Genomic DNA, 17,998 nt, shown 5'->3' with positions numbered 1-17,998 from the left:
GACTTCTTCGGCGTCTTCGATTACTGGCTGAACCCGAGACACGACGTCTAGGGGCGCCGACGCCGAGCGAGGGCTAGCTCCTCCAACGCCACGAAGTGGCGCCGGCGTTCCACGATGTCGGCCGCGCGGGCTGCATCGGAGGGCTCCCTGCCGCAGTTCACCGTGCTCGCATCGTTGGAGACCACGTCGCGCGAGCTGAGTGCGAAAAGCGACTTCCCGCAGCAGGCTGTCCTCATCGTCTCGTCCGAAGTCGCCTGATGGATTGTGATCTCCGGGCGAGGTTGCGACGCTTCCGGGATCAACACGCCGAGGTCAGCGTCGCGTCGATCCCGGCTGCCGAACTCCCCGGACGAACGCCCCATTTCTCCCGTGGTCTTCTTGCGTGGCTGCGATGTCATAACCGCCTTGTGTGCGGCACCGCGCTAACACTCCGATAGACCGAGTCGATAGTCAGACCCGGACGAAGAACTGCTAGTCAGGGAAGTGAGAGTGGAGCCGTTGGAAGCGCTAGCACGATGGGTGACAACGTGGACGCTCTCCGGCGTATGGAAGGTGGTCGTCGATGTCCTAACGCTCATACTCGTCGGCGTCATCCCGTGGGTACTCGCGAGTGCAGCGTTCCGCCGGGAACGCCGCAACGTGATCACCTCAATCCACCGAGACCTCACAACCGGGGAAGTTGCAGGCGCTCGCCACACAGTCGGAACCGTGCTCAACAGTGGCGCCACCCACTTCGTCGACCCGCTTGAAGTCACACGGGCTTATTACATCCTTCGCTGGGCTGTTGAACGCGCCGACAACGCAGTCCGAGCGGCGGAACTCAAGTGGGAGGTGGACGGAAACCGCGCCGCCTACAAGCTCGGCTCGAACAAGTTCTCAACCCGCGCACTCGGTTGGAACATCAAAGAAGTGATCACCGAACTCGCCACTATCGACGTACGGCACGCAGCCGACCTCGACTTGAACAACACCACGTCAAAGCGATGGTTCGACACCAACGCCAGCAAGGAGCTCCGCGACTACTACGAGCAGGCGCAAAGGCAGATCGAGTCAGAATCACCAAGCCGACAGGTCGCCGCGCATAGGGGCGGTCGACCTCAACACGGAGGTCCCCAGCGATCGGACACCCAATGCCCACCTACCCCGCCGACACCCCCGAAACCCGCCTCAGCAAGTACGGCGCAGACAACGACCTCACCCGAACCTTCGAGTACTGCGAAAAGGCAGTAACAGCCGACGCCTACAACGGCACCAGGATCGAACTCCTCATTGAGCTGCTCATCCGCAGCGAGGCAGCGACTACAGACGGAACCACGATCTCAGCAGACGAACTCGGCCCGCTTCCGTTCGGTATGAAAGCTGTCCGCACCCACCAGCTGATGGAAACGTTCCAGGCAGTCCATGAGCAGGGAGAACTTCACCCGTGGATCATCGAGGAGCTCGACCACCTCCGCCAGTTCACCGAAGCGATCAAGATCCTCGCCAGCGATGCAGAGTATTGAACCGAACAATCGCGCGAGATACCAAAGCCTGAACGCAACGACCGCTCGATCCCAGACAAACACTGGGATCGAGCGCCGTCCAGAGAATCGTGGACCAATCCTCAAAGAATCGCCGGGTGAAACCGCACCATCAACAACTCAAGCGCCGCAAGGGGAAGCGGCAGTTTCATCAATTGACCCACGAACGTGAAGGCCCCCGGGAGACCGGGGGTCTTTTCTGTTCCGGGGTGACTGCGTCCATCGTGTTCCGGCCATCGCCCAGCCGAGCACGCCGAGCACGGCGACGGTGATGGCGAGGCCGACCGCACCGGTGTCGATCGAGCCGAGGGCCGCCAGCGGATCGGCCGGGCCGCCGAAGGAGCCGAGCAGCACTGCGATCTGCACCGCGGCGACGCCGGTTGCGGCCGCGATGGAAACCGTGGTCACGGTGACGTCGTAGCGCAGCCGGCGCACGGGTGACGTGCCCGACCAGCCGTAGGCGGCGCAGATGACGGCGCTGTCGATCACGTCGACCAGGCACATCCCGCCCGCGAACAGGAGGGGGAGGCCCAACAGCGCCCACAGCGGGACCGCGGTCTCGTTCTGCCGTGCGGTGAGGACGAGCAGGCCGATCTCGCTGGCGGTGTCGAAGCCGAGGCCGAACACGAAGCCGACCGGGAAGATCTTCCACGGGGCGTCGATGAGTCGCCAGAGGGGCTTGAGGAGCGTGTCCGCGAGGCCGTGCCGGTGCGTCGGCGCGGCCGGGTCCGGCGGCGCTCCCGCCCGGGCCGCCGTGAGGGAGCGGCGGAGGCCCCGCAGGGTGCGCGCGTTGAGCGCGGCGATGATGAGCAGGTAGGAACTGGAAGCGACGGCCCCGACCACCCCGGCGCCCTGACGGAGCCCCGACGACGGGTCGCCCAGCGCGCCGGTGATGGCGCGCAGCCCGGAGCCCACCAGAAGGGAGAGGAGGACGACGACGGTCGAGTGCCCGAGCGCGAACGCGAAGCCGACCGTGCCCGCCCGGCGCCCGGAGGCGAGGAGCCGCCGCGTCGTGTTGTCGATGGCGGCGATGTGGTCGGCGTCGAAGGCGTGCCGGGCGCCGAGGGTGAGCGCCAGCATCCCGGCGCCGACACCCAGCACGCCCTGGGCCTCGCCCGAGGCGTGGGCGGCCACGAGGAGCGCTGCTCCGGTCGCGATGATCGCCGCCGCGGCGCACACCAGCAGGACGGTGTGCGCCCGCGCGCTCACAGCCTCCTCGCGACAGCGAGCGCCAGCCGGTCGCGGCCCGGGGCGGCGACCACCTGGACGGACAGCGGCAGGCCTTCGGCGCTCACGCCGACCGGCACCGACACCGCGGGCGCGCCCAGCAGGGTCACCGCCCGGCAGTGCGCCATCAGCCGCCAGCCGTCCACGCGCTCGCCGTCGACGTCGAGACTGCCGTCGGGAAGGCAGGCGGGGCCGCCGGCCACGGGAAGCAGCAGCACATCGACGCGCTCGAAGAGCCGGAGCGCACGTGCCCGGACCGCGTCGGCCCGTTCGCGTGCGGCGACCACGTCGGCCGCCGCGGCCCCGATGGATGCCGACAGGGAGGCGAGCGCGCCGGGGGAGACCAGCGCCTCGCGGCCGCGCACCGCCTCCAGATGGTCGACGAGCGGGTCGAGGTCGCGATACGCGTTGTAGGCGTCCAGCGTCGCGGACAGCTCGGTCGTGACCTCCACCGCACCGAGCGCGGACGCGACGCCGGACAGCGCGGCCACCAGTTCAGCCCGGACCGGGCCGAGCTCGCCGGCGGCCGTCCAACCGATCCGCGGTGAGGCGGGGACAGGCGCGGCGTCCGCCTCCGGGCACAGCACGTCGAACGCCAGGGCGATGTCGCCGACCGTGCGGGCCAGCGGGCCGACCACCTGGTACCGCGACTGCATCCGCGCCGGGTCCGGGGGCGTCCGTCCGCTCACATCGCCGCCGGCGCCCGGCACCTGCCCGTCGCCCGGCACCCGGCCGAGGGAGGGACGGAGCGCCGTGATCCCGGTGCAGGCCGCGGGCCAGCGCAGCGAGCCGCCGTAGTCGGTGCCGAGGCCCAGCGAGCTGAGACCCGCAGCGACCGCCGCGGCCTCGCCGCCGCTGGAGCCGCCGGGAGAGCGGGACGGGTCGAGCGGGTTGAGCGTGGCCCCGGACAGCTCGTTGTCGCAGGTGGTGCCGAAGGCGAACTCGGGGAGGTTGGTCTTGCCCACGACCACCGCGCCGGCGTCGAGCAGCCGCTGCACGGCGGTCGCCGTCGCCTGCGCGCGGTTGCCCGCGAAGGCCTGGGAGCCGAGGGTGAGCGGGAGGCCGGCGACCGCGATGACGTCCTTGACGCTGAGCGGCACCCCGGCGAGCGGGCCGAGCGCGTCGCCCGCGGCGCGGCGGCGGTCGAGCTCGGCGGCCCGGGCCAGCGCTGCCGGCCAGTCGGCGTCGACGAACGCGTTCAGCCCGGCGTGCGCTGTCGCGCGGTCGCGGTGCTCGGCCAGTACGTCCGCGGCCGTACGGCGGCCTGCGCGCACGTCGGCGGCCAGCTCGACCGCCGAGGGGAGTGCGGGAGAGCCCGCAACGCGGAAAGGCGTCACGGCACCTCCCTCACGCCGTCGAGGAAGCGGCGCTCGCCGTGGGCGCGCATGGCCCGGCGGATGAGCTCGGGCTCACGGGTCTGCAGCGCTTCCAGCAGCTCCTCGTGGCGGCGGCAGCCCTCCCGCAGGCTGCCGCTGGACGCGGCCTCCGTGGTGAGGTTGCGCGCCATGTGCAGCTGCATCTGCTCCATCAGCGTCTGGTAGGTCTGCGTCAGCCGCTTGTGGCCGGAGAGGCCGACCAGGATGAGGTGGAAGTCCTTGTTGGCCTCGATGATGGCCGCCTGGTCGCCGGCCCGCGCCGCGGCCCACATGGCGTCGACGGCGACCTCCAGCTCGGTGAAGTCGACGCGGTCGAGCCGCTCGAAGAGCAGGTCGAGGGCGAAGGACTCCAGCACCGCGCGCAGGCTGTAGATCTCAGCGGCGTCGTCGTCACCGAGTCCCGCCACGTGGTAGCCGCGCCGGGGGGACTGCTCCAGGATGTGCTGGGCGGCGAGGATGCGCAGCGCCTCCCGCAGCGGCGGCCGGCTGATGCCGAGCTGCAGGGAGAGCTGCTGTTCGAGGATGCGGTCGCCGGTGCTCAGGGCACCGCTCGAGATGAGCTTCTTGATCTCGTCCCCGGCGAGCTCGACAAGGCTCTTCTGTTCGATCATGGGCAAAGACTACTGTCTACAAAACCGCATCGCGAGCACGCTTCTGGCGTTACACGGATTTTACAATGCGGAAATCCGAGGGCAACCACGCGGCTGGAGTCTGTCTTTTGTAGACATAAGCGCCTCCTCCTTCGATCCCCCCGACGAAGGTCCCCACACGCACCCCCAGCCAAGAGGAATCCCGACATGAAGAACCGCACCTCCCTCCGCCCGGCCCGACCGCGCGCTGTGCTCGGCGTCGTCCTCGCCGCCTCCGCGGCCCTCGCCCTCACCGCCTGCAGCGGCGGAGCCTCCGCCAGCAGCGGCACCCCCTCCGCCTCGCTCCAGCTCAACTACCTCGAGAACGTGCAGTTCGCGGGGAGCCTGGTTGCCGAGGACAAGGGCTACTACAGCAAGAACGGCGTCAAGGTCTCCCTCATCGCGGGCGGCCCCAACCTCTCCGTCGAGCCGGTGGTCGCCGGCGGCAAGGCGCTGGTCGGCATCACGCACACCGCCACCGCGGTCAACGCGATCAACAACGGCGCAGGCCTCACCATCATCGGCGCCGGCTACCAGAAGAACCCGTTCTGCATCGTCTCGCTGGCCGGCAAGCCCATCACCAAGCCGAGCGACCTCATCGGCAAGAAGATCGGCGTCTCGGCCACCAACCTGCCCGTCTGGAACGCCTTCCTCAAGGCGAACGACATCGCGCCATCGCAGGTCACGGTCGTCACCATCGACTTCGACCCCACTCCGCTGGCCACCGGCGAGGTCGACGGCTTCGTCGCGTTCTACACCAACGAGCCGACCATCCTGGAGGAGAAGGGCGTCAAGGTCTCGACCATGCTGCTCAACGACTTCGGCTACCCGCTGCTCGAGGACGTGTACGTCGCCCGCACCGCCGATCTGAAGAACCCGGCCAAGCGCGCGCAGATCGTCGACCTCATGAAGGGCGAGGCGCAGGGGTGGGAGCAGGCGGTCAAAGACCCGAACCTCTCCGCCGACCTCGCCGTCAACAAGTACGGCAAGGACCTCAAACTGAGCATGACGCAGCAGGTCTCCCAGGCGACCAAGCAGAACGACCTCGTCGTCTCGCCCACCACGCAGCAGCACGGGCTGTTCTGGATGTCGGACGCCGACATCCAGAAGACCATCAGCTCGCTCAAGCTCGGCGGGTCCAACGCCAAGGCCTCGATGTTCAGCGACGAGATCCTGAAGGACGTGTACGGCGGGACGTCGGGCAAGTGAGCGACTTCTCGGACGGAATCGAGCTGCGGTCGGTCTCCAAGGAGTTCACGACCAGGGCCGGCGCGGTCCTCGCGCTGGACGACGTCGACCTGAGCACCCCGCGCGGAAGCTTCGTGTCGTTGATCGGCCCCTCCGGCTGCGGCAAGTCCACCATCCTCCGCATGCTCGCCGATCTGGAGAGCGTCACCCGGGGCGACGTGCGTGTGCACGGCGCCCCGCCGGCGGAGGTGCGGCGGGCGCACCGGCTCGGCATCGCGTTCCAGGACTCCGCGCTGCTGCCGTGGAAGTCGGTGCGCGACAACGTGCGGCTCCCGCTCGAGGCGGCCGGCCTGAGCGACGACGGCACGGTCGATGACCTGATCTCGCTGGTCGGGCTCGGCGACTTCGCGAAGTCGAAGCCCTACCAGCTCTCCGGCGGGATGCGCCAGCGGGTGGCGATCGCCCGCTCGCTGGCGCACCGCCCGGAGGTGCTGCTGCTCGACGAGCCGTTCGGTGCACTGGACGAGATGACGAAGCAGCGGCTGAACTTCGAGCTGCTGCGGGTGTGGGGCGAGCTGCGCACCACGACGCTCATGGTCACGCACTCGGTGATCGAGGCCACGCTGCTCTCGGACACCGTGGTCGTCATGTCCCCGCGTCCGGGCCGGATCACCCAGGTCGTGCCCATCGAGCTGCCTCGTCCGCGCACCCGCGAGCTGCTCTCGACTCCCGAGTTCCTGGAGTACACGGCACTCCTCACGCGGTTGCTGTTCGGCGACGAGCAGGAGCGTGCCGCATGAGCACGCTCCGCGCCGCCGCCGTGACCGGCCGCGCTCCCGCCTCCGGGGTGCGCGGCTCCGCCCCGCTTCCCGCCGCCGCCCGCCGCGCCGGGCTCTCGCTGACCGGTGTGGGGCTCATCCTCGTGCTCTGGGCGGCCATCGCCACGCTGTTCGGCGGCCGCCTGAAGATCATCCCCGAGCCGTGGACCGTCGTCGGCCAGCTGTTCCACGACGGCTTCTACCTGCCCAACCTCGAGGTGACGCTGGGTGAGGCCTTCCGCGGCTTCCTCATCGGCAACGCGGCGGCGCTGGTCGCCGGCGCCGCCTGCGTGCTGTGGCCGCGGGCGCGCGGCACGGTGATGCAGGTCGCCGCCGCGAGCTACTGCATCCCGGCCGTCGCCATCGGGCCGCTGCTCGTGGTGTTCGTGAGCTCGGATGTCACCAAGGTCGTCATCTCGGCGCTCTCCGTCTACTTCGTGTCGGCCTCGGCTGTGCTCCTCGGGCTGTCGCAGACCTCGTCGAGCGCGCTCGACCTGGGGCACACTCTGGGCGCGTCGCGGCTATTCGTCCTGTTCCGCGTTCGCGTACGCTTCGCGGTCCCCGCCGCCGCGGCCGGCGTCGCGCTCTCCATCCCCGGCGCCCTGCTCGGCGCCATCGTCGCCGAGTACCTGGGCGGGGACAGCGGGCTGGGCGTGGCCATGGTGCAGGCGCAGCAGGCGTTCGAAGTGCCTCGGACCTGGGCCATCGCGCTGCTGGCCACGATCATCTCGACGGTCGGCTACGGCCTGGTCTCGCTCGCCGCCCGCCGGCTCCGGTTCACCGCCGTGAACAACGAGGCCGCGGGCGCCGCGACCGCCACGCGGTCCGGCCGGCGCGGCTGGGCGTGGACCCTGCTGCGCACCGTGATCGGCATCGCCGCGGTCGTCGTCGTCTGGTACGGCCTGGTCTGGGCTCTCGGCCTCGACCCGTACCTGGCGAAGACCCCGGGGGACGTGCTGGCCTACTTCTTCTCCGGCCCGCACGCTGCGGCGAACCGCGGCACGGTGCTCGCAGCCCTCGGCTCCACGCTGGGCGACGCCGCCGGCGGCTATGTGCTCGGCACAGCGCTCGCGCTCGCCGCCGCCGTCGTGGTGCTGCTCTCACGCACCGTGGATGCGATGTTCACCCCGATCGCGATGGCGCTGCGCTCCATCCCGCTGGTCGCGCTGACACCTCTGGTGGGGCTCGTGTTCGGCCGGGGGTTCCTCGGGGTCACCGTGCTGACGGCGACCATCACCTTCGTGCCGACCTTCGTCAACGTGGTCACCGGGATGCGCCAGGTGCCGCGCTCCAGCGAGGACCTCATGCACGCCTACGACGTCGGGTGGCTGCGCACCGTCCTGATCCGGTCGTTCTACGCGCTGCCGGCCCTGGCCTCCAGTGCCCGCGTCGCGATCCCCGGCGCGATCCTCGGCGCGGTGCTCGCGGAGTACCTCGCGACCGCGACCGGCCTCGGCCACCTGATCGCGCTGTCGTCGATCAACTCCGACTTCTCGGCGCTCTGGGCGACGGTCACCGTCACCACCGCGCTGTCGATCCTGCTGTACGCGGTGCTCACCGCGCTCGAGTCCGTCGCGCTGCGGCGGCTGAGCGCCTGACCTCCACTCGACGATCCACTCAGTCCCACCCGCTTCACCCCCGGTCCACCGATCCGCCACGAAAGACGCGTGCATGAACACTCAGCTGGTCCCGCGGACGACGATCACCGTCGTCCCGATGCTCACCCCGAACGACACGAGCGCGGTGACCCGCGTGCTCACCGACGGCACGGTCGACCCGCAGTCCGTCGTCGCGATCATCGCCAAGTCGGAGGGCCACGGCCTCTACAACGACTACGGGAGGCTGTTCTGCGAGCTGAGCCTGCGCGACGCCCTCGCCGCCGCCAGGGGGGTCGAGCCGGGGGAGGTCGCCGACACCGTCAGCCTGATCGTCTCGGGCGGAAGCCCCGGCGTCATCAGCCCCAATGCCGCGATCGTCTCGCAGGAGTGGGTTCCCGCGGCCGAGGCCGACGGACTGCCGGCCGGCGGCGGTCTGGTGGTCGGGCGCGCGCACACCGAGGACATCCTCCCCGAGGAGGTCGGCCGCACCGGCCAGGTGGCAAAGGTCTCAGCCGCCGTCGCCGAGGCGATCGCGGCGGCCGGGATCACCGACCCGGCCGACGTGCACCTGGTCATGGTCAAGGGCCCCGCACTCACCCAGCGCGTCATCGACGAGGCGCGCGCCGCGGGCATCCCGCTCGTCACCGAAGACCCGGGGATCGGCCCGATGGGCTCGATGTGCTGGTCGAACGACGCCGCGGCGCTCGGCGTGGCCGTCGCGCTCGGCGAGGTGCCGGAGGGCGCGGTCACCGACGACGTCATCCGCCGGGACTGGTCGCTCTACAGCTCGGTGGCGCTCACCTCGGCGGGTGGGGAGAAGCGGCGCGGCGAGGTGCTGGTCGCCGGCAACCGCGCCGACTCGGCGTCGGCCATCCGCGTCGGCCACGCGCTCACCGCCGACTTCGCCGACCTCGGCGGGGTGCTCGGCGCCCTCCGCTCCGCCGGGCTCGCGTTCGGGGAGCTGCCCGACGAGGCGGCCCGCGAGCGCATCGTGCACGTCTTCGCGAAGTTCGCCCTGCCCGGCAGCGACCGGCTGCGCGGCGAGCACATCACCCTGCTCGACGACCACGAGGCGCACCACGTGGCCAAGACCGTGGGCGGCGCGCTCGTGGTCAGCGTCACCGGCCAGCCGAAGGTCTTCGTCTCGGGCGGCGAGCGCAACTCGCACATGGGCCCTCCCGGAGCCAACCCCGTCGCCGCCGTGGTGCGCCGATGACCGCTGCCGAGCCGCGCTCGGCCGCCAGGCGGCTGCTGGCCAAGGCGGACCTCTTCCTCGTGGGCATGATCGCCACGGTGGTGCTCGCGACCCTGCTGCCCGCGACTGGGGCGGCCGTCCCGATCGCCAAGGGCGCGAGCACGGTGGCGATCGCGCTGCTGTTCTTCCTCAACGGGGTGCGGCTGTCCACTGCGGAGGCGCTGCGCGGGCTCCGGCACTGGCGGCTGCACACGACCGTGGTGGTGGTGTCGTTCCTGGTGTTCCCGCTGCTCGGGCTCGCCTTCCAGGTGTTCGTGCCGTGGCTGCTGTCGCCGGCGCTGTACGTCGGCGTGCTGTTCCTCACCACGCTGCCCTCGACCGTGCAGTCCTCGATCGCGTTCACTTCGCTGGCCGGCGGCAACGTGTCGGCCGCGGTGTGCGCCGCCTCGCTCTCCAACGTGCTCGGCGTGTTCGTCTCGCCGTTCCTCGTCGCCCTGCTGCTCAGCAAGCACGCCGTGGTGTCGCCGGAGAACATCCTCACCCTCTGCGCGCAGATCATCCTGCCGTTCGTGGCCGGCCAGCTGATGCGGCGCTGGCTGGCCGGCTGGGTGGGCCGTCACCCGGCGAGCATGCGGATCGTCGACCGGGGCTCCATTCTGCTCGTGGTCTACAGCGCGTTCAGCGAGAGCGTCGTCAGTGGGATCTGGCGGGAGCTGTCCGTGCTCTCGGTGCTGGCGGTGATCGTGGCGGACGCGCTGCTGCTGGCCATCGTGCTGTGCCTCACCTGGTTCGGCTCCGGCCTGCTCCGCTTCGACCGCGCCGACCGGATCGCGATCATGTTCTGCGGGTCGAAGAAGAGCCTCACCACGGGTGTCCCCATCGCCGCCGTGCAGTTCCCCGGCCCGGCGCTCGGGCTCACCATCTTCCCGCTGATGCTGTTCCACCAGATCCAGATCTTCGTGTGCGCCGTGCTCGCCCGGCGCTTCGCGCAGACGACCGCCGCGGACACCGCGCCGACCGAGAACGCGCCGGCCAGCGCCTGACCCGACCTCGGAACGAGAGGAGACCCGATGCTGTTCAGTCCGTCCGACCGCGACAAGCTGCTGCTGGCCGTCGCCGGCATGGTCGCGAGGGACCGCCGCGAGCGCGGCGTCCTGCTCAACTATCCGGAGACCGTCGCCTACCTCTCGTGCTGGGTGCTGGAGCGCGCCCGCGAGGGGGCCAACGTGCCCGACCTCATGCGCGACGGCCGCGCGGTGCTCAGCCGCGCCGACGTGCAGCCGGGCATCCCCGAGCTCATCCCCGACCTGCAGATCGAAGCCACCTTCCCGGACGGGCGCAAGCTCGTGACGATCACGGAGCCCATCGCATGACCTCCTTCGCCGTTCCGCGTCCCGTCGTCCCGGGGGAGGTGCGCCTGCTCGACGAGCCGGTCACCATCAACGCCGGCCGGGAGTCGCGCACGCTGCTCGTCGTGAACACCGGCGACCGGCCCGTCCAGGTCGGCTCGCACTTCCACTTCGCCGACGTCAACGAGGCGCTGGCGTTCGACCGCGCGCAGGCCGTGGGCTTCCGCCTCGACATCGCCGCCGGGACCGCGGTGCGGTTCGAGCCCGGCGTGGAGCGCGAGGTGCCGCTGGTCGCGCTCGCGGGCGCGCGGCGCATCCCGGGGCTGCGCATCCGGACCGGAGACGAGGAGGACCGATGACCGCCATCGACCGGCACGCCTACCGCCACCTGTACGGCCCGACCGTGGGCGACCAGGTGCGTCTCGGAGACACCGACCTGTGGATCACCCCCTCGCTCGACTACACCGCGGGAGGCGACGAGGCGGTCTTCGGCGGCGGCAAGAACATCCGCGAGTCGATGCTGCAGTCGATGCTCACCAGCGCGGAGGGGGCGCCCGACCTGGTGATCACCAACGCGATCGTGCTCGACCACTGGGGCGTGGTGAAGGCGGACGTCGGCGTCAAGGACGGCCGGATCGTCGCCGTCGGCAAGGCGGGCAACCCCGACGTGATGCCGGGTGTCACCCCCGGGCTGGAGATCGGCGCGAGCACCGAGATCCTCTCCGGCGAGGGCAAGATCCTCACCGCGGGCGGCATCGACACCCACGTGCACCTGCTCGGGCTGGAGGCGCTCGCCGAGGCCCTGGCCTCCGGGATCACCACGGTGGGCGGCGGCGGCACCGGACCGGCCGAGGGCTCCAAGGCGACCACGGTGACGCCGGGGCCCTGGAACCTGGCGACGATCCACCGCGCCCTGGACGCGCTGCCGATGAACTTCCTGCTCTACGGCAAGGGCAACACGGTGCGGGATGCCGCCATCGACGAGCAGGTGCTCGCAGGCGCCGCCGCGGTGAAGGTGCACGAGGACTGGGGCTCCACCCCCGGCGCCATCGACGCCGCACTGCGGGCCGCCGACCGGTGGGGCATCCAGGTGGCGCTGCACGCGGACTCCCTCAACGAGGCCGGGTACGTGCAGGACACGCTCGCGGCCATCGGCGGGCGCGGCATCCACATCTTCCACGCGGAGGGCGCAGGGGGCGGCCATGCGCCCGACATCATCACGGTGGCCTCGCACGAGAACGTCATCCCCGCCTCCACGAACCCCACCCTGCCGTTCACGGTCAACACCGTGGCGGAGCACCTCGACATGCTCATGGTCTGCCATCACCTCAACCCGCGGGTGCCCGAGGACCTGGCCTTCGCGGAGTCGCGCATCCGCGCCACCACGATGATGGCGGAGGACGTGCTGCACGACCTCGGCGCGCTGTCCGTCACCTCCTCGGACGCCCAGGCGATGGGACGCATCGGCGAGACGATCACGCGCACCTGGCAGGTGGCGCACGCGATGAAGGCGCACCTCGGCGGCTCCGGCGGCGGCGAGCCGGCCGACAACGCACGCGCGCGCCGCTATGTCGCGAAGTACACGATCTGCCCGGCGATCGCGCACGGCATCGCGCACGAGGTCGGCTCCATCGAAGCCGGCAAGCTCGCCGACCTGGTGCTGTGGAGCCCCGCGTTCTTCGGCATCCGTCCCGACGTCGTGGTGAAGGGCGGCGCGCTCGTGCTCGGCCAGATGGGCGACCCCAACGCCACGCTGCCCACCCCCCAGCCGGTGTGGATGCGCCAGGGCCTGGCCGCCTCCGCCAGCGTCGCGCCTGCCCTGTCGACCACCTTCGTCACCGAGGCCGCCATCGACGGCGGGCTCGCGGGCCGGCTCGGGCTGACCCGGCGGCTGTCGGCGATCTCCAGCACCCGCGGCGTCGGCAAGAGCGACATGCCCAACAACGACGCCCTCCCCAGCATCTCGGTGAACCCCGAGACGTTCCTGGTGACCATCGACGGCGAGGAGATCCAGCCCGCCCCGGCGACCGAGGTGCCGCTCGCGCAGCGGTACAGCCTGTTCTGACATGAGCGTCGCTCCGGCGCGGCCCGTCTCCGCCCTCAGCCTCCTCCTCGCCGACTCCCGGCTGCCCTCGGGCGCGTACGCGCACTCGGCCGGGTTCGAGGCGGCGGTGCAGGCGGGGGCGACCCTGGCGGACGTGCCGGGGTACCTGCGTGCGCGCCTGGCGACGGTGGCGTCGACGGATGCGGCGGCGGCGGTGCTCGCGGCGCGGATCGCGGCGCGAGTGGCAGGGGAGGCCGAGGACGTGGGCGCGGACGCCGCCGATGCGGAAGCCGCCGATGTGGACGCCGCCACCGCCTTCGCCGGGCTCTCCCGCGCCCTCGCCGCCCGCACCCCCTCGGCGCCGATGCGGGCCGCGTCGCGGCTGCTCGGCCGCGGGCTGCTGCGGCTGGGGCTCCGGCTGGCGCCCCACTCCGCCGCCCTCGGCGTGCTCGCGCAGACCCGGGAGCCGTTCCGCCCGATCGTGCTCGGCGCCCTGGTGAGCGCACTCGGCGGCGATCCGGCCGACGCCGCCACCGTCGTCTGCTACGAGGAGGCCCAGAGCGTCGCCTCCTCCGCGCTGAAGCTGCTGCCGACGGACCCCTTCGCCTCCGCGGCGTGGATCGTCGACCTGGCCCCGGAGATCGACGCCGTCGTCGCCCGCGCGCTGGCCGTGACCGGGCCGGCGGACCTCCCCGCGCTCGGCGCACCCCGGATCGAGATGTGGACCCAGCTCCACGCAACCGAAAGGAGAAGGCTCTTTGTCTCGTGACCTGCAGACCATCGAGCACCACCACCACCACCACACGACCGACGAGAGGCGGACCACGCTCCGCCTCGGCATCGCCGGCCCGGTCGGCGTGGGCAAGAGCTCGCTCATCGCGACCATCTGCCGCGCGCTCGCCGGTGAACTCCGCATCGGCGTCATCACCAACGACATCTACACCGACGAGGACGCGCGTTTCCTCAAGTCGGAGGGCATCCTCCCGGAGGAACGCATCCGCGCGGTGGAGACCGGTGCGTGCCCGCACACCGCGATCCGCGACGACGTGACCACCAACCTCCTCGCGGTGGAGGACCTCGAGCACGACTTCGCGCCGCTCGATCTGGTGCTCGTCGAGAGCGGAGGGGACAACCTGACCGCGACCTTCTCTCCGGCCCTGGTGGACGCCCAGCTCTTCGTGCTCGACGTGGCCGGCGGCGGCGACGTCGCCCGCAAGGGCGGTCCGGGCATCGCCCGCGCCGACTTGCTCATCGTCAACAAGATCGACCTCGCGCCATACGTCGGGGTGGACGCCGGACGGATGGCGGAGGACGCACTCGCCGCCCGCGAGGGCCGGCCCGTTCTGGCGCTGTCGCGGCACCTCCCCGAGACGGTGGCGGAGCTGCGGGCCTGGCTGCTGTGGATGCTCGATCAGCACCGGTCGGGCGCGCACACCCCACAGGACCCGGGCCCGATGGCGCCGCATTTCCATGCGGACGAGGAGGGCGGCTACATCCACTCGCACGACGATGACGCGGTCCGCGGGGGCTGACCCGCGCCCGACGCGCATCGCGGTGGCGGCCACCGTCGCGGGCCCCGCCTGGACGCTGCTCGACTCCGGCGACGCCATCGCGCCGCGGCCGGTGTGGAGCCGCGGCCCGCTGCTGCGCTGCGCGCTGGTCGGGATCCGCATGATGCTGCTCGGCGGCGACCGGGTCGAGCTGCACGTGGAGGTCGGCGACGGCGTCGCGCTGGAGCTCGTCGAGCCGTCCGGAATCGTCGCGCACGATGCCGGCGGCGTCGCCTCCTCGCTGTCGATGGTCGTCCACGTCGGCGGCGGCGGCACCTTCCTGTACGACGGCGCCCCGCTCGTCGCCGCCACCGGCGCCGACGTGACCCGCTCCCTCACGGTCGACCTCGGCCGCGACGCCCGCGTGCTCGTCCGTGAGACGTCGGTGCGCGGCCGCACCGGCGAGACCGGCGGCCGCATCCTGTCCCGGGTGCGCGTCCGGGACGCGGCCGGTGACGTGCTCGCCGAGGACCTCGAGCTCGGCACCGCCCACGCCGATCTGCCCGGCATCCTCCCCCGGGTGCGCACGGTCGACAGCACGTTCGCGGCCGGGTGGGATGCGCCCGACCTGGACGAGGCGCCCGCCGATGCGACCCTGCGTCTCGACGAGCCCGGCGCCATCGTCCGGGTCCTCGCCCGGCAGGGGGAGCGACTCTCCCCGGCGGCGGGGCTCGCGTACACGGCGTGGCGCGCTTCCGCGCTCGCCCGCTGAGTGCCGCCGGGGGTCTGCCGGGTGCTGCCGGTCGGCGCGCTGAATGCGTGTATAGGGCCTGGCCGTCCGTCGTGATGTGCGCCCGATGGCGTCTACATAAGTGAGACTCCACGCCGCACCGAGCGGTGAACGAAAGGAAGCACACAGCAGATGAGCGCAATCACACGGCAACGCGGGCGGACAGCGCTCGCGGTCGGCACAGCGTTGTCCCTGGGGGCGCTGGGCGTACTGGCGACCAGCGCGGCAGCCCAAGCCGCCTCGATCGATACGGCTCAGCAGGGCCAGATCATGGTCCACAAGTTCACCAACCCGGGCAACGGCGACCAGAACGCCGCAGGCACCGGGACCGATCCGACCACGGCGCCGGTGGCGGGGGTCGTCTTCGAGTACTGCAGCATCGACGGGATCAACCTGCTCGACGGCACCAACACCGGTTGGGATGCGCTGAACGCCATCACGGCGACGGCCAAGCAGGCGGCCGCCGCGCAGGGCGTCACCCAGCTCGCGTCGTACACGCTCGGCAACTGCACGTCGATGCCCGCCACCGACGCGACCGGAGCCTCGACCTCGGCCAAGCTCCCTCTCGGCGCCTACTTCGTGCGTGAGGTCTCCGCGCCGTCCAACGTCGTCGCCCCCGCCGCGCCGTTCATCGTCACGCTTCCGACGCCGGCCGACAGCAAGAACCTGAACGGCGACTGGGTGTACGACGTCAACGTCTACCCGAAGAACACGATCGCCGCGGGTCCGGTGAAGAACGTCGTCGACCAGCCCACCAACGGTGCGGTGCTGGGTTCCCCGGTCGAGTACCAGGTCACGCAGTTGATTCCGGCGCTGGCCACCGGCGAGGCCTACACGAAGTTCGTGCTCACGGACACGCTGGACGCCAAGCTCACTCCGCTCACCACCGTTCCGGTGACCGTCACAGCGGGCACGACGACCTTCGTCTCCGGCACGGACTACACCGCCGCCTGGGCGGGACAGAAGCTCACGGTCACGTTCACCGCGGCGGGCCTGGCCAAGCTGCAGGCCGGGCAGAATGTCGTCTTCGACTTCCAGGCGACCGCCAACACTCCCGGACAGATCGACAACCAGGCGTTCGTGAACCTCAACGACTTCGCGCTCACGCCCGGGACCCCGAACGGCCCTGACGGCTCGCCGTCGACCACGACCAGCACGCGGTGGGGCGACCTCACCATCCAGAAGGTGAACGCCGCGAAGAGCACCGACGGCCTCGTCGGGGCGAAGTTCCAGGTCTACATGGGCACCACCGACCAGCAGTCGGAGTGCACGCCCGACGTGACGGGCCTCCAGAAGGTCACGACCGCCGGCACCGGCAACCCCTACATCGTCACCTCCGACGACACCGGCATCATCACCGTCCCGGGTCTCTGGATCGGTGACACCGAGATGACGGTCGCTGCCGATGGCACCGTGTCGAACACGACCGTCGCCGGTCACGACTTCCAGCAGCGCTGCTACGTGCTCGAGGAGATCGCGGCCCCGAACGGCTTCGTGCTCCCCACGGGCAGTGCCGCTCTGACGGCCGTCCTGGTCAAGGTCGGCGCCAACGGCGCCGTCCCGCTCGTGAAGATCGAGAACACGCAGCAGGGTGTCCCGCAGCTGCCGTTCACCGGATCCAACGTTCAGGTGGCCATGACCATCGGCGGCATCGCGCTGCTCATCATCGCTCTCGGCGGCGTGCTCGTCATCCGTCGTCGAAACGGTCGCCGCGAGAACGCCTGATCGGCACCATCCAGCGAGAACCGAGCAGGGGCGGGACGGCACGACCGGACCCGCCCCTGTTCCGCTGAAACGAGAGACCGGAATCCACATGCAGCGAGCCGCGCCACGCTACGCCGTCCGACGACCCCGTTGGCGGCCGGGCGTGCTGCTGATCCTCACCGCGGTCATCGCATTCGCCGGCTCGACGACCCTCGCGTACTCCCCGGCCGCGAGCTGGCTCTCGGCGTACAACCAGTCGCTCGTGATCAGCACATACAGCGACTCGGTGAAGAAGGTGAAGCCGAGCGCCTCCCAGCAGCTCAAAGAAGCACGCCGGTACAACGCCGACCTCTCGGCCGGTGCCATCCTCGAAGCGAACTCGCGCGTGCCGACGGGCAATGGCACCGGTGGTCAGAAGGTGTACGACTACTGGAAGCTCCTCAACACGCCCAGCGGAACCATGTCCCGCATCCAGATTCCCAAGATCGGCGTCGATCTCCCCATCTACCACGGCACCAGTGACGAGGCTCTCCTCAAGGGCGCGGGCCACCTGCAGGGCACGTCGCTCCCGGTCGGTGGCAAGAGCACGCACGCCGTGATCACCGCCCACCGCGGACTCGCGGACGCCGCGATGTTCACGGACCTCGACAAGGTCACCGTCGGCGACACCTTCGTCATCACCACCTTCGGGGAGGTCCTGACCTACCAGGTGATCAACACGCGGGTTGTGGAGCCGGAGGACACGACCACCCTTCGGCAGGAGGCCGGCGAAGACCTGGTCACGCTCGTGACCTGCACGCCGCTCGGTATCAACACCCACCGGATCCTGGTCACCGCCCACCGCATCCTGCCCACACCCGCCAAAGACCTGAAAGCCGCGAAGAAGACGAAAGCATCGCTCGGATTCCCGTGGTGGGCGGTCTTCTACGGCGGTGCGCTGCTCCTCCTCGGGGTCTACATCTGGTGGGCGGGGCGCAGCGATCCTCTCGTCGCCCACCATGCCGCTCCGCGCACGCCCAAGCGACCGCGCTCGGGGCGCGAGAGGCCGGGCGCCGAGCCCTGACCGCAAC

At 70.8% G+C, this 17,998-nt stretch carries 18 protein-coding genes; 15 read left to right on the top strand and 3 right to left on the bottom strand.

Annotated elements, in window-relative coordinates:
* Nucleotides 1-114: 114 nt before the first annotated feature.
* Both ACR9Y5_RS18770 and ACR9Y5_RS18765 read left to right on the top strand, forming a co-directional pair.
* A complete protein-coding gene (locus ACR9Y5_RS18770) occupies nucleotides 115-258 on the top strand; it encodes a hypothetical protein (protein ID WP_481299391.1) in 144 nt (47 codons plus the stop codon).
* Nucleotides 259-1,130: 872 nt separating this feature from the next.
* A complete protein-coding gene (locus tag ACR9Y5_RS18765; RefSeq protein WP_481299390.1) occupies nucleotides 1,131-1,502 on the top strand; it encodes a hypothetical protein in 372 nt (123 codons plus the stop codon).
* A gap of 138 nt (nucleotides 1,503-1,640) precedes the next feature.
* On the opposite strand, the gene ACR9Y5_RS18760 is transcribed toward ACR9Y5_RS18765, so the two are convergent.
* The 3 genes from ACR9Y5_RS18760 to ACR9Y5_RS18750 are packed head-to-tail and all read right to left on the bottom strand — an operon-like array spanning nucleotide 1,641 to nucleotide 4,734.
* On the bottom strand, nucleotides 1,641-2,729 hold the full coding sequence (locus ACR9Y5_RS18760) for a HoxN/HupN/NixA family nickel/cobalt transporter (protein ID WP_481299389.1): 1,089 nt from the start codon (nucleotides 2,727-2,729) through the stop codon (nucleotides 1,641-1,643).
* Nucleotides 2,726-4,084, bottom strand: coding sequence for an amidase (locus ACR9Y5_RS18755; RefSeq protein WP_481299388.1), 1,359 nt, complete (start codon nucleotides 4,082-4,084; stop codon nucleotides 2,726-2,728). The genes ACR9Y5_RS18760 and ACR9Y5_RS18755 overlap by 4 nt, the downstream gene beginning before the upstream one ends.
* Entirely contained in the window at nucleotides 4,081-4,734 is a 654-nt protein-coding gene (locus ACR9Y5_RS18750) for a GntR family transcriptional regulator (protein WP_481299387.1), read from the bottom strand. Before ACR9Y5_RS18750 ends, ACR9Y5_RS18755 begins: the two co-directional genes overlap by 4 nt.
* Nucleotides 4,735-4,920: 186 nt before the next feature.
* Here ACR9Y5_RS18750 and ACR9Y5_RS18745 point away from each other — a divergent pair, with 186 nt between their 5' ends.
* The 13 genes from ACR9Y5_RS18745 (at nucleotide 4,921) to ACR9Y5_RS18685 (ending at nucleotide 17,991) form a co-directional block, all read left to right on the top strand.
* On the top strand, nucleotides 4,921-5,961 hold the full coding sequence (locus tag ACR9Y5_RS18745; RefSeq protein ID WP_481299386.1) for an ABC transporter substrate-binding protein: 1,041 nt from the start codon (nucleotides 4,921-4,923) through the stop codon (nucleotides 5,959-5,961).
* Nucleotides 5,958-6,740, top strand: coding sequence for an ABC transporter ATP-binding protein (locus ACR9Y5_RS18740; RefSeq protein ID WP_481299385.1), 783 nt, complete (start codon nucleotides 5,958-5,960; stop codon nucleotides 6,738-6,740). Before ACR9Y5_RS18745 ends, ACR9Y5_RS18740 begins: the two co-directional genes overlap by 4 nt.
* A complete protein-coding gene (locus ACR9Y5_RS18735; RefSeq protein WP_481299384.1) occupies nucleotides 6,737-8,356 on the top strand; it encodes an ABC transporter permease in 1,620 nt (539 codons plus the stop codon). The genes ACR9Y5_RS18740 and ACR9Y5_RS18735 overlap by 4 nt, the downstream gene beginning before the upstream one ends.
* 73 nt (nucleotides 8,357-8,429) lie before the next feature.
* Nucleotides 8,430-9,572 (top strand): ring-opening amidohydrolase, encoded by a 1,143-nt coding sequence (locus ACR9Y5_RS18730; protein WP_481299383.1) that lies wholly within the window; start codon nucleotides 8,430-8,432, stop codon nucleotides 9,570-9,572.
* The gene (locus ACR9Y5_RS18725) at nucleotides 9,569-10,594 is read left to right on the top strand and encodes a bile acid:sodium symporter family protein (protein ID WP_481299382.1); all 1,026 of its coding nucleotides are present in this window, start codon (nucleotides 9,569-9,571) and stop codon (nucleotides 10,592-10,594) included. The genes ACR9Y5_RS18730 and ACR9Y5_RS18725 overlap by 4 nt, the downstream gene beginning before the upstream one ends.
* A gap of 27 nt (nucleotides 10,595-10,621) precedes the next feature.
* Nucleotides 10,622-10,924, top strand: a complete 303-nt coding sequence (locus ACR9Y5_RS18720) for an urease subunit gamma (protein ID WP_481299381.1) — start codon at nucleotides 10,622-10,624, stop codon at nucleotides 10,922-10,924.
* On the top strand, nucleotides 10,921-11,259 hold the full coding sequence (locus tag ACR9Y5_RS18715) for an urease subunit beta (RefSeq protein WP_481299380.1): 339 nt from the start codon (nucleotides 10,921-10,923) through the stop codon (nucleotides 11,257-11,259). The genes ACR9Y5_RS18720 and ACR9Y5_RS18715 overlap by 4 nt, the downstream gene beginning before the upstream one ends.
* Nucleotides 11,256-12,965, top strand: a complete 1,710-nt coding sequence (locus ACR9Y5_RS18710) for an urease subunit alpha (RefSeq protein ID WP_481299379.1) — start codon at nucleotides 11,256-11,258, stop codon at nucleotides 12,963-12,965. Before ACR9Y5_RS18715 ends, ACR9Y5_RS18710 begins: the two co-directional genes overlap by 4 nt.
* Before the next feature lies 1 nt (nucleotide 12,966).
* On the top strand, nucleotides 12,967-13,713 hold the full coding sequence (locus ACR9Y5_RS18705) for an urease accessory protein UreF (protein ID WP_481299378.1): 747 nt from the start codon (nucleotides 12,967-12,969) through the stop codon (nucleotides 13,711-13,713).
* Between the two features lie 10 nt (nucleotides 13,714-13,723).
* The gene (ureG, locus tag ACR9Y5_RS18700; protein ID WP_481299609.1) at nucleotides 13,724-14,476 is read left to right on the top strand and encodes an urease accessory protein UreG; all 753 of its coding nucleotides are present in this window, start codon (nucleotides 13,724-13,726) and stop codon (nucleotides 14,474-14,476) included.
* Nucleotides 14,454-15,206 (top strand): urease accessory protein UreD, encoded by a 753-nt coding sequence (locus ACR9Y5_RS18695; RefSeq protein ID WP_481299377.1) that lies wholly within the window; start codon nucleotides 14,454-14,456, stop codon nucleotides 15,204-15,206. The genes ureG and ACR9Y5_RS18695 overlap by 23 nt, the downstream gene beginning before the upstream one ends.
* Nucleotides 15,207-15,356: 150 nt before the next feature.
* Entirely contained in the window at nucleotides 15,357-16,949 is a 1,593-nt protein-coding gene (locus ACR9Y5_RS18690) for a SpaH/EbpB family LPXTG-anchored major pilin (protein ID WP_481299376.1), read from the top strand.
* A gap of 142 nt (nucleotides 16,950-17,091) precedes the next feature.
* Entirely contained in the window at nucleotides 17,092-17,991 is a 900-nt protein-coding gene (locus tag ACR9Y5_RS18685) for a class C sortase (protein ID WP_481299375.1), read from the top strand.
* Nucleotides 17,992-17,998 lie beyond the last annotated feature (7 nt).

The sequence above is a fragment of the Leifsonia sp. KNZ13-11D genome (assembly GCF_056754895.1).
This window is presented reverse-complemented; position numbering and strand designations above follow the sequence as displayed.

Bases quoted from the DNA above. Each gene is read 5' to 3' on its own strand.
- ACR9Y5_RS18715 (WP_481299380.1), top strand. From the start codon at position 10,921: ATGACCTCCTTCGCCGTTCCGCGTCCCGTCGTCCCGGGGGAGGTGCGC.
- ACR9Y5_RS18745 (WP_481299386.1), top strand. From the start codon at position 4,921: ATGAAGAACCGCACCTCCCTCCGCCCGGCCCGACCGCGCGCTGTGCTC.
- ACR9Y5_RS18765 (WP_481299390.1), top strand. From the start codon at position 1,131: ATGCCCACCTACCCCGCCGACACCCCCGAAACCCGCCTCAGCAAGTAC.
- ACR9Y5_RS18725 (WP_481299382.1), top strand. From the start codon at position 9,569: ATGACCGCTGCCGAGCCGCGCTCGGCCGCCAGGCGGCTGCTGGCCAAG.
- ACR9Y5_RS18705 (WP_481299378.1), top strand. From the start codon at position 12,967: ATGAGCGTCGCTCCGGCGCGGCCCGTCTCCGCCCTCAGCCTCCTCCTC.
- ACR9Y5_RS18770 (WP_481299391.1), top strand. From the start codon at position 115: ATGTCGGCCGCGCGGGCTGCATCGGAGGGCTCCCTGCCGCAGTTCACC.
- ACR9Y5_RS18735 (WP_481299384.1), top strand. From the start codon at position 6,737: ATGAGCACGCTCCGCGCCGCCGCCGTGACCGGCCGCGCTCCCGCCTCC.
- ACR9Y5_RS18720 (WP_481299381.1), top strand. From the start codon at position 10,622: ATGCTGTTCAGTCCGTCCGACCGCGACAAGCTGCTGCTGGCCGTCGCC.
- ACR9Y5_RS18710 (WP_481299379.1), top strand. From the start codon at position 11,256: ATGACCGCCATCGACCGGCACGCCTACCGCCACCTGTACGGCCCGACC.
- ACR9Y5_RS18690 (WP_481299376.1), top strand. From the start codon at position 15,357: ATGAGCGCAATCACACGGCAACGCGGGCGGACAGCGCTCGCGGTCGGC.
- ACR9Y5_RS18750 (WP_481299387.1), bottom strand. From the start codon at position 4,734: ATGATCGAACAGAAGAGCCTTGTCGAGCTCGCCGGGGACGAGATCAAG.
- ACR9Y5_RS18695 (WP_481299377.1), top strand. From the start codon at position 14,454: ATGACGCGGTCCGCGGGGGCTGACCCGCGCCCGACGCGCATCGCGGTG.
- ACR9Y5_RS18730 (WP_481299383.1), top strand. From the start codon at position 8,430: ATGAACACTCAGCTGGTCCCGCGGACGACGATCACCGTCGTCCCGATG.